Source organism: Candidatus Neomarinimicrobiota bacterium (assembly GCA_021734025.1).
GTDB lineage: Bacteria > Fidelibacterota > JAANXI01 > JAANXI01 > JAANXI01 > JAANXI01.
Genome location: JAIPJS010000015.1, coordinates 30,923 through 43,396, shown reverse-complemented (window position 1 = coordinate 43,396; position 12,474 = coordinate 30,923). Strand labels below are relative to the sequence as shown.

At 47.9% G+C, this 12,474-nt stretch carries 11 protein-coding genes; 7 read left to right on the top strand and 4 right to left on the bottom strand.

Annotated features, from left to right (window positions below; translation table 11 throughout):
* Nucleotides 1–165: 165 nt before the first annotated feature.
* Nucleotides 166–783 carry a hypothetical protein gene (locus K9N57_13985; GenBank protein ID MCF7805291.1) on the top strand — a complete coding sequence of 206 codons (618 nt, stop codon included), beginning with the start codon at nucleotides 166–168 and terminating at the stop codon, nucleotides 781–783.
* Nucleotides 784–1,032: 249 nt separating this feature from the next.
* On the opposite strand, the gene K9N57_13980 is transcribed toward K9N57_13985, so the two are convergent.
* Entirely contained in the window at nucleotides 1,033–1,344 is a 312-nt protein-coding gene (locus K9N57_13980) for a hypothetical protein (protein ID MCF7805290.1), read from the bottom strand.
* 572 nt (nucleotides 1,345–1,916) lie between these two features.
* On the opposite strand from K9N57_13980, the gene K9N57_13975 reads away from it, so the two are divergent.
* From K9N57_13975 to rarD, 5 genes are all read left to right on the top strand, one after another.
* Nucleotides 1,917–3,233, top strand: a complete 1,317-nt coding sequence (locus K9N57_13975) for a carboxypeptidase-like regulatory domain-containing protein (protein ID MCF7805289.1) — start codon at nucleotides 1,917–1,919, stop codon at nucleotides 3,231–3,233.
* A 60-nt stretch (nucleotides 3,234–3,293) separates the two neighbouring features.
* Nucleotides 3,294–4,004, top strand: coding sequence for a hypothetical protein (locus tag K9N57_13970; GenBank protein ID MCF7805288.1), 711 nt, complete (start codon nucleotides 3,294–3,296; stop codon nucleotides 4,002–4,004).
* A 264-nt stretch (nucleotides 4,005–4,268) separates the two neighbouring features.
* Complete coding sequence (locus tag K9N57_13965) at nucleotides 4,269–5,129, top strand: carboxypeptidase-like regulatory domain-containing protein (GenBank protein ID MCF7805287.1); 861 nt, start codon at nucleotides 4,269–4,271, stop codon at nucleotides 5,127–5,129.
* 280 nt (nucleotides 5,130–5,409) lie between these two features.
* Nucleotides 5,410–5,799, top strand: a complete 390-nt coding sequence (locus K9N57_13960; protein ID MCF7805286.1) for a response regulator — start codon at nucleotides 5,410–5,412, stop codon at nucleotides 5,797–5,799.
* A 176-nt stretch (nucleotides 5,800–5,975) separates the two neighbouring features.
* Nucleotides 5,976–6,875: an EamA family transporter RarD gene (rarD, locus tag K9N57_13955; protein MCF7805285.1), complete on the top strand. Its 900-nt coding sequence runs from the start codon at nucleotides 5,976–5,978 to the stop codon at nucleotides 6,873–6,875.
* A gap of 48 nt (nucleotides 6,876–6,923) precedes the next feature.
* On the opposite strand, the gene K9N57_13950 is transcribed toward rarD, so the two are convergent.
* The 3 genes from K9N57_13950 to K9N57_13940 all read right to left on the bottom strand — a co-directional run bounded on the left by K9N57_13950 (nucleotide 6,924) and on the right by K9N57_13940 (nucleotide 11,230).
* Complete coding sequence (locus K9N57_13950) at nucleotides 6,924–7,409, bottom strand: hypothetical protein (GenBank protein ID MCF7805284.1); 486 nt, start codon at nucleotides 7,407–7,409, stop codon at nucleotides 6,924–6,926.
* A 261-nt stretch (nucleotides 7,410–7,670) separates the two neighbouring features.
* Complete coding sequence (locus tag K9N57_13945; GenBank protein MCF7805283.1) at nucleotides 7,671–8,951, bottom strand: glycosyltransferase; 1,281 nt, start codon at nucleotides 8,949–8,951, stop codon at nucleotides 7,671–7,673.
* 14 nt (nucleotides 8,952–8,965) lie between these two features.
* Entirely contained in the window at nucleotides 8,966–11,230 is a 2,265-nt protein-coding gene (locus K9N57_13940; protein MCF7805282.1) for a hypothetical protein, read from the bottom strand.
* A 236-nt stretch (nucleotides 11,231–11,466) separates the two neighbouring features.
* Here K9N57_13940 and K9N57_13935 point away from each other — a divergent pair, with 236 nt between their 5' ends.
* Nucleotides 11,467–12,447 (top strand): PAS domain S-box protein, encoded by a 981-nt coding sequence (locus tag K9N57_13935; protein ID MCF7805281.1) that lies wholly within the window; start codon nucleotides 11,467–11,469, stop codon nucleotides 12,445–12,447.
* The last annotated feature ends 27 nt before the right edge of the window (nucleotides 12,448–12,474 follow it).

The following is a 12,474-nucleotide window of genomic DNA, read 5'->3' as shown; positions in this document are numbered from 1 at the left end:
GTGTGTACATTAAAATATTCTTGTATTTTATTTTAAATTTGAATATGATAAAGTTCATCACGTTTGAGGTTTATTGCAGAACACGGCACGCGTTTTAGCGAAAATCATTTCGGGTTATCACCTGATATTCGAAAGAAGAACACCCCCAAAAAAAGGAGGCGTCCCATGAGCGAGGTGAAACTTGCCGGGCTGTTGCTGATTATTGGATCATCGCTTTTTATTATCTCTGCATTTGCGATGCCGAACGTGGCAAAAATATATATGGAACCATCGGTGGAAGGCCGGCTGGCCATCGTCCGGAATTTTTCCACGGGTTGGACGGTGCACAATGTGCTGTTTATTCTCGGGTCTACACTTACGGCAGTGTCACTTGTATATCTGGTGACGAAGTCAGGATTGGCTGCGGTGGGTAACCTGTGGCTGATGGCTGGTGCAGTACTCGTTCTGGTGGCTGTGATTCCCTGGGACTGGCACCTGGTACTCCGCTTGAGCGAACCGGATGGGTTCGCCAGGAATATTTTTCCCGGATGGCTGTTTGTCAGTTTCACGCTGCTGATGTTAGTTGGACTCGGTTCCCTGGGTATCGGCATGCTGTCGACACCCTTTCCCGGGTGGCTTGGCTGGACACACATCATCGGTGCTGTTGTTCTAATTATTCTGTCCATCGTGTTCAGGGATATGCCGCCGTTCGTTTACTATATCTTTACCCTGATTACCGGGATTCTGTGCCTGCAAGAGGGATTTCTTGCCGAGTTGGCTGCCGGAAATGCGCCCCTTCCATGAAACCGAATCCGGAGCAAGTCTGATGGCCCAATCCGCATCATTTTAAGTGACCTTCGGGAAACTGAAGGGAATTCTCAGAGAATTTGAGGAGGTATTGTATCTAACTAAGAAGACTTCGAATACCTACTACTTGAATACGCAGTTAATCCCAAGCAGCCCGATCACCGAGCTAGCCCAGAGTACCAGGCCTTCATTTTTCGTGTATTCTATGATATTTTCCACAATAGAAAGCCTTATGTAAAAAGAAACTTAACCCATCCGTTGTTTTCCTAGAAGTTTGCGGATAACGAGTTCCAGCACATCCAGGATTTTGGCCAGGATGAGTGACTCGCCGGCAATCAGGGCAAGACCAAGTGTAATCGTTACCCAGCCGGGGCCGGGAATGACTAATAGCAGGATTCCAAATCCGACTACGAGCAAGCCGATTCCGATCATAACAGGACCCCAGAATTTTTTCCAGTTGGAACCGTTGGAGTGGCGCCGCTCATACCGGTCCTGAAATCGGTGCCCAGGCTCACTTTGCCGGAGTTTTTTCCAGTCATCCTTAATGTGTTTGAACATGTATCCGTTTTACCTTTACTAATTTTGCCCCGAATTTTATCTCCTGGAGAAGTTAGCATTTCAGGACAATTTAAAAAACGGTGAAATAATATCATTTCAACATATGAGTTTGGTCTAAAAAGGAACCAGGAGTTTGTTTAAGTAATATCGCGAAAATAGGAAATATTTGAATAGCCCCGCCACTTATGGCGGGGGAAACTAAGCCCTCACCAAACGTTTCAGGGCTTCAGCCCTTTCTCTGACTATACTCACATATTACCTGCACGTTGATTTGATTGTGCGAATACCGGTGTCATCCGACCGGTCATTCGTGAAAAGGGTGCTAAATAATTGGTTTTCTCCTGGGGCATTATCCCCAGGTGCACTTTGGTATGATCCGTACTGTGTAAAAGCGGACACGGTATCGTATCAAACCGTACACAAATCGCCGGTTTTCTCTAAATTTTAAAATTCATGTAATTTACTGTTATTACAACTATTTAAATTGCTTAAAATTTGGTTGGAATAATTATTGAATCTATTATACAGTGATGCTAATGGAACGGAAATACGACAAAAAAGGAGGATTATTCATGCGACACAAAATTATTCTGGATGCCGGGTGGACAAAGTTTCTTCCAGTGGCACTACTATCACTGGTACTTGTCCTGAGTGGTTGTGCCCAGGATCCGGTCTCGTCACCAAATACTCAACATATGACTATTGAGGGACAAGTCTCTGCAACTGACGGTGAAGAAGGCGTGGATAATGCCGCCGTGTCTCTCGCAAAACTCGAAAAAGACGGTACGGTCAACATTGTGAACCAGGGCATTACTACTACGGATAGCGAGGGACGTTTTTCCATAGAAACGGACGTACCCGCTGATCGCCCTGTCATTCTTGTTGCCAATGATGGTAACACTTCCTGGCAAACCACAATGGAACCAGGATCCGGAAATAGTTCCGGCACAATGCATACGGACATCAACGCCGAAACCACGGTTGAGACGGATATCTTTATCCGGCTGCACAAGCGGGGAATGGGTGAACAGGCTGACATGGCGGATATCCGTTCCATGATTTCTGCCAGCAATGCCCACCAGGTTATGAATAACCACAGGAGAATTGAGCAATGGGTTCAACATTTTGTTGAACATTTTTTCTATTCAACCAAAGTAAAGGCAGAAGTCGCCGACAGTACATCCCGTGTCATGATCAAAAAACGGTTTCTGACTGAAACGACCAGCGATTCAGCGTTGGTGGATTCTATTATTGCAGCTTTTCGGCTGGACGAAGCCCGGGTTGACTCCATTCTCGAGATAGAGACGGAAGAGGATGAAGAGGAACACTTTGACCACACCGGAAGTAAACTGAAAATCATGGTCAAACAGTTCTCCATTGATACCAGTGATACGGTGTATTCATGGGTGAAGGCCAAAATGAAATTTGATACAGACTCCACAACCCGCAGTGACCTGGTCGCCGCAGCCGTTGCCCATAGTATGCTAACCAGCGCTCAGGTAGAAGAAGCAATTCACCGTGAAGACGACGGTTGGGGCTGGGGTCGCGGATGGGGTGACCACGACGACGACGATGATGAAGAGGATGATGAAGAGGAAGATCGGCTGGAACTGAAGGTCGAAGGAAATATCGCCTTATCCGATTCAGTCCACTCCGATTTAGATGAACTCACCTCAGCACTCGATACATCGGTAACCGACGAAGAACTTGAATTGGAATTCAAGGCGGAAAAATCCGACGGAGAAATCTCAGTCAAAAATGAGACTGAGGGGAACCTCACTGCTGAGCAAGAGGCCTTATGGACGGCAATTACGGAAGCGGTAAAAAATGAGGTTGAAGCAGCCGACCGTGAAGATGCCTGGATTAAAATCGAAATAGAAAACGACTAACCTTGGAGAGAAGAACGGGGTAATTCATCGAACCTGTGCATCCCGGAAGGCGGGAAATACATGAGAGGCCAGAAAATTTTAGCTGTCATTTGCCTCGTATTGCTGGTGGGATGCGCAGGATCCCGTTCTTATTATGTGTACGAAGTGCAGTATGATCTGCACTTACGGATCGCAGATCGCCAAATAAATAAGGAAGACCTGGAAACCCGTATCGGCTCAGTTCAGCAGATTGGTCAAAACCAGTACCACTTTAGTGACGATTACCTCTCGCTCACAGTAATCCCTGAGTCCGAGGTACTCCGGTTTTCTGCCGGTACAAAGAGGGACTCGGCGTTTTCAATTCGCTGGGAGCAGGTGCAGTTTATTAATCCCAGGGGGCGGATATTTATTGCGCAGTACCAGCGTGAACCACGCCTGTTGCTCGCGGCACAGCAATTCAGTTCCACAAATCATGAGATTTCCGGGAAACTCACTCCGTATCGGCCCAAAGCAGACAGTATGGAAGTTTCGTTCCCGGCCGGGCGATCAGACGAGTCGATTGCCTTGATCGGCCCGCAGTTTGGCGCGGTAAAAGATACAGCGGATTCCGCGATGAATGGTGACAAATTTCCGGATTACCTGAAAGAGTCGGCCGGCAAGAACATCGAAAAAAAGATTGGTCTGGTACTTCCGGTCCGGATAGGGAAATCAGAACTCCGGTATACGTTGTGGTTTGAAGTGACTGGGTTTAATATCGATGAACCCACACAGAGGACTGCAAGCATCTTTTAGGTCGTTTCATAAGTATGATATCCATATTCCTCCCAAAACGAGGTCCGACTTAGGTGGAAGGTCTCTTAATATGGATATTTATTGCTCCCCCTCAACCCTTTGAATAGAAATTATCTCTTGCCCTGACAGGGCATTATCCCGAATTTATTCCCCAACTGACAGAGACAGAACAGTATTACCGTGTATATAAACCAGGATCGAGGGAATACGACCTGTCAGTAAAGTGATGGATGGCTGGGTTAATTTTTGTGAGGGAGTATACCATTGATAGTCCGTACGATAGATCTTTTGCAGGCGCACCTACAATTATTAATTCCGATTTTCATTATTATTGCGATGGCGGGGTGTCAGCGAAATTCCGGGTTTACCGTCGGAGAAAATCAGCGGCCTGTTATTAGTGATGTATTGGTTAATCCGGCAGATCCGGTGACGGGTGAAACGGTAGTGCTCAACGCTATTGCTGTGGATGAGAACGGAGATCCGCTAACGTATAACTGGAAAGTGACCAGTGGAAAGCTGGCCAGGGATGGAACCGGCAATCCGATTAATTATGAGACCGCACCGACCGATTCCGGATATATTTCGGTCTCGTGTATCGTAAGCGATGGCAAAGCGACAAGCTCACTGTCCAAGGTAATACGGATGCGTCAGGCAAAAGCGGCGTTAATGGGGTTCATCACCGATGGAGCCTCTCACCAGATGGTTGAAGGGGCCATGGTTTCTCTGGACACTGAGCATTCCCGGACGAGAGAAAACGGCTACTTCCGCTTTGAAAATCTCCCGGTTAATACTCCCAGATTGTTAAGTGTCAATAAATCAGGCTACAAGGTTTTTACTACCTCGATCGAATGTACCCCTGGTGTAAATACCATGAATGTGGCACTGGATAAAATTCCCGGGAACGTATCAGGAATTATCACAGACCGGGATACCGATAATCCGCTGAAGAATGTTCAGGTGGCGCTCAGCGGGTTCGAAGACTCAACAACATTTAGCGGGTATTTCCGGTTTGAGAATGTCCCGACCGGCACCCATACCATAATTGCGAAGAAAAACGGATATTTAACCCTGCGAAAGATGGTTGAGATTAAGCCGGGGGAGAACAACCTGGAGATTAAACTGTAACAGCATAGATAATTGCCAGTAATCCCTGAATATCAAAAAAAGTACCTATAGCAGTATTTGTGACAAAACTCATAGCAATTTCCGCTACAAAATATTAAATATAAGGTCTGTCGAAACAATGAGGTGGAGTCCGGAATATCTACCTCTGTTTGGCTTTTGGGAGGTTCTGGAGAAATGGGGAGATGTAATTTACGCAATTCATACACGGACATTGTGAATTATTTTGTTGAACATATTTCACACCGACAGCTGGTATAGAGAAGATGGTGGGGGAGTTTGAATGGTAAAACCACAGATTCTATTGGTGGATGACGAGGCAGAGGTCCGTTCGATCTTTTCTGAACACCTGGAAAAAAACGGATACGCAGTCGACACCTTCGAAACCGGAGAAGATGCGTTCGAAGCGTTTTCTGCTGATCCCGACAAGTATAAACTGGCTTTGATTGATTACAATTTACCCGGTATAGATGGCATCATGTTGACGCGAAAAATGCGTGTCATTAACGAGGATTTGCCGGTGGTGCTGATTTCAGGGTATGTCAAAAATCCACAGAAAAAACTTCAGTTTTCTGTGGATGTAGACGTTATCATGACCAAGCCAGTGTTTGTAGAGCAACTCAGTGAAGTTGTCCAACGATTTTTGCCTCTGAATACGAAAAATTCAAAATAGTTCATAAGTACAAGCAAAGTTTTGCTACTGGGAACTACCTGTGTTCACCGTATACTATAACCATGCAGGTTTCCCTGTTGCCTGCAAAAACATCCTGGATAATCCGCTTTAGTTTCGTTCGTAATTTGCGTATTCTCCGTTCCTGAATCGATAACATTTCATACGGCAGGAACGACATGACGGAAGGGAATTCCGGAAGGATTGCGGCAGTTGGCGCCTATGCACTATGGGGACTGCTCCCCATTTTCTGGAAATTTATTGATACTATCCCTGCGATAGAAATCTTAGCGCATCGTATTGTCTGGTCGCTGGCTTTTACACTCATCCTGCTAACGATTACAACGCAATGGTCCTGGATACTCAAACTTCGGAGTTCGCCAGCCACATATCTCCCGTTTCTTGCCAGCGCCGTGATCCTCGGATTAAACTGGTATACATACATCTATGCAATGAACTCGGATCACATTGTCGAAGCCAGCCTTGGATATTTTATTAACCCGTTATTCAGCGTTGTACTCGGGGTAATATTCCTCCGGGAGCGCCTCAGACGTCTTCAATGGATTGCGGTGGGATTAGCGCTGATAGGGGTCATGTATCTCACCTGGAATTACGGCCGCATCCCATGGATTGCGTTGACACTGGCACTGACTTTTGGGATCTATGGGCTGCTCCGAAAAACCGCATCTCTAGGCTCATTGCGAGGACTCACACTGGAGATGATGGTACTCTTCCTGCCTGCACTGATATTCTTGACAATTCTTCACTCTCAGGGAAATGGAAGTCTGGGGCAAGTGAAATTGTGGGAAAATGTCTTTTTAATCCTCACTGGAGCGGCGACAGCAACCCCATTGCTTCTCTTTGCTTACGGAGCCAAGCGTATCCCGTTGGCAAGTATCGGGATTCTCCAGTATATCGCACCAACACTACAGTTTTTGCTCGGTGTCTTTATTTATCGGGAACCGTTTACCGGGGAGCGACTCGTCGGATTCATCCTTATCTGGATTGCGTTGGGGTTATATACCGGGGAGGGGATTGCATTCAGAAGGAGGCGTAATATCGCCACGCGTCTGCGATAATAAGCCAGAATTTCATGTTCTGAGAGAAATCCGCGGACTACAGGAATACTACTTTACATGTGACCAGGCCTTACCCCGGACGATATTGGAAATATGGGTTTTGGTCACTCCGTATTCTTCAGCAAGTTCTTTTTGGAGTGCACCACTTTCAACCTTCCGTCTGATACGGCGGACATCTTCTTCAGTCAGCTGGGCCTGTGGATGGTTCTCGCCACGGGTAAACCGCCGCCGCTCTCGCTGGATCTCTTTGGCGGCTTCGTCCCTCCGATCAGCATAAATATGGTTTGGATTCATGCACCACCGGTTACCGCAATTGTGTTGAATGACCCAATCTTTGGTCAGGTTGTTTTTATAATATATTCTATACAGGATCCGTAATGCCGGCTCCTGCCTGCCGTCGCCATAAAACAACGGATAATCTTCCCGCATAAAACTACCGGTCCAGCGCCAACACTTCTCCGGATCTTCACCTTCGATCTGATCCAGAAACTTACGCTGCGCCTCGCGGGAAAGCGGTCTATTTTTCTTCTTCATTGTTTATAATCTCCCATAGAGGTCAATTGTCCGTTAATATGCAAAAATATAGGATTTTTTCCTAAATCCTTTGATCCACGTCATACCTGACGTAATCTTTCCCCGCAGGTAACGAACTGTTGACTCCCTTCATACATCAGGGTAGCCAAAAAGTTTCCGAATTCAAAATTTTTTGTAGAGAAATTAGGAAAAAAACAGAGTTAACTACCCCTCGTATAGCAGACAATTGGAAGTGGTGTGTAGCAAATATTGCCCGGACTGTTAGTTCCCGGATTTTTCCTGGTGCGAAATCGACTGAACGCCTGCATTAATGCGCTTTTCCCAGATATCCCACTCGCGCTGCACTGCCCGGAGGAATTGATGCCAGCTGGTATCGTTTACCGTATGTGCATATGGGCCATTTTCATGCAGCGTGGTGTAAACTTCGATAATTTTTTCTGCAGATCGATCCGCCGAAAATTCCCGAGCGGTTTCGTTAACGTGGGTAAGCCATGAATTGAATGTCTCCGGAGAGAGATTTTGCACTTGTGCTATGGCATCTGCAAAAGCTGACACGTCTTCCGAGTCTAACAAAATGCCATTTTTTCCATTACGGATTATGTCACTGGCTCCGGGAGCTTCAAGGGCCACTACAGGCGAGCCTGCTGCCATTGCTTCGGCTAAAACCATACCCTGGGTTTCACTCTTGGAAGAAAAGACAAGCACGTCCATTGCAGTGTAGCAGTCTACCAGATTCTGGTCTTTCTGTACTCCGGTAAAAATAGCGCGCTTACCCACTCCCGCATTCTGGAATATATACTCCATTTGCTCCTCGGAAGGGCCCTCGCCAACGATTAGAAAATGGGCGTTCGGATTGTCCTCGAGGAATTTGGCCGTTGCTTCCGCCAGGAATTCCAGATTTTTCTCCGGGGCCAGCCGTCCCACATGTCCCAGGAGAAAGGCATCTTGAGGTATCCCATATTTCTCTCGTACAGGTTCGCCATTACCCGACGAAAACCGATCATAATCCACGCCGGTGGGGATTACGGTGATGTCGGTCTCGGCACCACGCTCCCGGATGATATCCGCAACACTGTCGCTCGGGGCAATGACATGATCGCAGAGGTTCACGAATCCGATAGACAGTTCAATGACGAAGCGCTTGAGTAGAGGGGAGTCCGCCGGGACGTAATGGGTGTATTTTTCGTACATGGTATGATGAGTAAATACCAGCGGCAGGTTCCGGGACGCCGAAATTCGAAGCGCGGTGTCCCCCAGGAGATATGGATGGTGCGAATGAATGATATCCGGGCCAAAATCGTCCAGGCGCTCACGGAGTTGGATGGGAGCAGGGAGGCTAACGGAAAAATCGCTGCCGTTGAAATTTTGAATCGCCGGAATGCGGATGACGTTCTGTTCATCTTCCGGCATATCCGGGAATTCCGGAGCCACGACGATAACCTGATGACCACGGGATTGCAGATCTTCCGTAATTTGGTGCACCGAACCGGCCACACCGCCGACGTGTGGCGTATAGGTATTGGTGAACATAACAATTTTCATTGTACAACTCCTGCTTAGGCTGTTACCGCCGGTACTTCAACGAAACCCGTTTCCGTCGGGTTTTGTATTGTTTCAGGCGGTGCTCCAGGCAGTGATACCTCCAGCGTGTTCGGTTTGTTCCGCCAGTCGGCATCCCAATGGACAATCCGGGCTCCCTCATCAGAGTCTATGGAAACGGTTATGTTGCCAAATGGAGTTGGGGTAGGTCCAAACCGTATAGTTGCTTCCGATTCCAGCCATTCGGGAAAAATGCCCGAGCCAAGTATAAGACGGGAATCCTCTTCTCTCACGAACATGTTTCTAATCATAACGATCCACTCGGCGGCGGCCCATCCGTGCTGACCATCACCCATGCATCCGCCGAGAGTATGAGGGTGGATTGCTTCCGGCCACTGTCCGGTGGGACTGGCCAGTTCGGCCACCGCTTCCACCATTGATTGATAGCGCCGATCCCCGGCCCGCAGCAGAACCTGGGCCATATGCAGCGTGAGATAAGCATTCATCCCCGAATGCACCATTTCCTGAAAAAAGGCGCCGTGTTGAAAGCTCGTTTCTTCCAGGAAATCGATGGTGGCAAGCAATGATTCATCATCCGGTGGCAAAAGCTGAAGTGGATATCCTGCAACAACGGAGCCGATGGCACCTGCGTCCATTCGCCGATGTGGCGAAGCGGGAATACCCGGGTGCTCCCGGACAGATTCCGATTTCTCCAGCGTTCGGTTGATAGTTTCCATAAAATCATCGGCTTCTGCCAAAAATTCGGCCGCTTCGCTATCCATCCCATTGTGGCTTAATAATCTTGACGCGCTACGGAGTCCGCCAACGCTCCAGTAGTCGTCCCAGTAATAGTAGTCGATATTGCCAAAGTGCTCTGCACTGAAGCCTGAAGGGAGAAGGCCGGCATGCAGAGCATCCGAATTTTTGGAGGTCCGTTTCCGAGCAATCCATTTTCCGCCCTTTACTATGGATTTTAGCCACTCGTCCGGTGGTGTTTCACCGGTTAATTCACAATATTTTGCGAAAGCCCACAGCGCTTCGCCGTTGGAATCCCATTCCCCTTCCTGGGAATGGAAATATCCCCACACGTTTTGTTTCTCCGGAAAGTGATCAAGGATCTGTCGGGCTTTTTCTGTGGCATTCGACGCCAATAGGGCGTTGACGATGAACACCGCATCGCGGTACCAAAACCGTTTATACGTATACGGGCCGGGATAAGTCCAATCAGGCGATAACATGATCACCGAGCGAAGAGCGGCATCATACAGAAATTTGAGGTGGTCATCAGGAACCTGGAGCTCTGCGGTACCGACAAGGCTTTCTTCCCACGTTTGATAGACGTGAGAGTGATCCCGCTCTTTGACTTCCGGATCATCTTCCAGGTTGATAGAAACTGAAACAGTTCGGTCTTTTCCGGGCTGCAATTCAAAAAGAGATGCTGAATTCGCCATACCCACATCGCAGGAGACTTCGGTGGATTCTGTCCCGTCCGGGAGGCGACGGAAGACATCACCATCTTTGTACCGTGAAGAGAGGTGTCGTTCCACCGGTTCGCTGAAGTGTACTGCTGTTTTCTCGTTCACCGTAATTGAGCGCCTGTGATCATTCAGCTCAATATCATTGATAAAACTAACGCCTTCCGGATTATAGGGGCGGAGACCAATTGCCAGCCACCCTCCGGAATCACTTATGCCGTCGTATTGAATACGGCAGACGGGTTTATCATCCTCCAGCTCCATCCTGACATTACTGCCGAGTGAGTGCTGTTCCGTCCGGCTGGCGGTCCGAATGGCAAGTCCGCCGGAAAAATCTAAATGCTGATCCACGTCATCATCCATCTCTGCGGGAATCAGGTTATCGCCGTTTGCCGGAATAAGCCAGGCGTCGAGCGACCAGCCATCCCATAACGGCGTAACTAATCCTCTGGGATCAACCACAGGGTACGCATCGCTGCCTGGTAAACCAACGGCCGTCCAGTTCCGGTGGGTTAAATTCACGTGACTAAATGAGAATGCCCGTGGTTGAAACGATGAGCTTTGAGGATCAAATTGGTTATTGACCCAGTAAGGCCAAATCCAGTCGAGGTTTTGTTGGATGGTACGTGCATTAATAAGTCCCCGGGCGTGAAACAGTGCACCTGCCCGCAGGAGCTCAATCGGTTCAGATACTTCCGATGGTTGTGCAAATTGACGCAGCTTTGCTAAAAATCCGATGGGATCAAGAAATCCGTGCCGGCGTGCGATGACCCGGATAAGATATTTCCATGGAAACCACTTAAGCATTTGAAGAACACCACTTTCCGTTAAATTATTTCCAGATATAAATACATAATACAATGTGGCTCTTAGACCTTCAAGACTATCCGGGGTGTTGGCCGAAATCCGGATACCTGATATTTTTCCAAAAAAGTTCTGTAAGTTACATCTGCTTAATTTGATTTATTGTATTATACTCCAAATTCCGTTATATACGCGGGGGCTATTGACGATATCATAGTTTTTAACTGGACGGTCTTGATATGAATGATTCCGATAAGAATTTAACAACTCATACTATCCTGGAAGCCATTTCCGATCCGGTAATATTGGTTGACGAACAGGACCGGATAAGCTACGCCAACTCCTGCATGGGAAATGTGACTGGATACACGCAAACTGAATTACGGGGTAAGCCGGTAACTATTCTCCTGCCAGGCTCCGAGCCGGACAGAAGAGACGTCAAGAAAGTGCTCCAAAAGATTTCGAAGGGGGACCTCCGGTCGACAGAAATTGTCACAACGATTCAGCGGAAGTCCGGGGACCAACGCACGCACCGGTGGAATGTAAGCGTGCTGGAGCATTACGAGAGTTCAGGAAAGAATTTGGTTATCATTGGACGGGATATTACGGAACGGAAGGAGGCGGACCGGCAGCTGCTTCTGCAGTCAACAGCCTTGAAAGCCGCGGCCAACGGGATAGTAATAACTGATACAGAGGGTACAGTCCAGTGGATTAATCCCGCATTTACGGAACTTACGGGCTACACCAAGGCGGATATCACTGGTAAAACAACCAGCATCCTGAAATCGGGCAAACACGACGATGCGTTTTATGAGAATCTCTGGGAAACGATTACCCGTGGAAAAGTATGGGAAGGGGAGATGATTAACCGCCGCAAAGATGGTTCGCTTTATACCGAAGAGCAAACCATCACGCCCGTAATCGATGGGAGTGGAAATATTATCAATTACATTGCTATTAAGCATGATGTCTCCGCCAGGAAGCAGGCAGAGGCAGAGCGAGAAAAGCTAATTACGCAGTTGGAAGATTCGCTGGCAAAGATTAAGACATTGCGCGGATTGATCCCTATTTGCTCAAACTGCAAGAAAATCCGGGATGACGAAGGGTACTGGCACCAGGTGGAAGAATACGTCAGGGACCATTCCGATGCCGAATTTTCCCACGGCATCTGTACCGATTGCGCCCAGTCGATTTATCCGGACATATTCCCGGAGGAATAATAAAACAGTGTTAGAGTGTTTCCCAAA

Excerpts from the sequence above, each read along its gene's own strand:
- K9N57_13985 (MCF7805291.1), top strand. The coding sequence starts at position 166 with ATGAGCGAGGTGAAACTTGCCGGGCTGTTGCTGATTATTGGATCATCG.
- K9N57_13980 (MCF7805290.1), bottom strand. The coding sequence starts at position 1,344 with ATGTTCAAACACATTAAGGATGACTGGAAAAAACTCCGGCAAAGTGAG.
- K9N57_13975 (MCF7805289.1), top strand. The coding sequence starts at position 1,917 with ATGCGACACAAAATTATTCTGGATGCCGGGTGGACAAAGTTTCTTCCA.
- K9N57_13970 (MCF7805288.1), top strand. The coding sequence starts at position 3,294 with ATGAGAGGCCAGAAAATTTTAGCTGTCATTTGCCTCGTATTGCTGGTG.
- K9N57_13960 (MCF7805286.1), top strand. The coding sequence starts at position 5,410 with ATGGTAAAACCACAGATTCTATTGGTGGATGACGAGGCAGAGGTCCGT.
- rarD (MCF7805285.1), top strand. The coding sequence starts at position 5,976 with ATGACGGAAGGGAATTCCGGAAGGATTGCGGCAGTTGGCGCCTATGCA.
- K9N57_13950 (MCF7805284.1), bottom strand. The coding sequence starts at position 7,409 with ATGAAGAAGAAAAATAGACCGCTTTCCCGCGAGGCGCAGCGTAAGTTT.
- K9N57_13945 (MCF7805283.1), bottom strand. The coding sequence starts at position 8,951 with ATGAAAATTGTTATGTTCACCAATACCTATACGCCACACGTCGGCGGT.
- K9N57_13940 (MCF7805282.1), bottom strand. The coding sequence starts at position 11,230 with ATGCTTAAGTGGTTTCCATGGAAATATCTTATCCGGGTCATCGCACGC.
- K9N57_13935 (MCF7805281.1), top strand. The coding sequence starts at position 11,467 with ATGAATGATTCCGATAAGAATTTAACAACTCATACTATCCTGGAAGCC.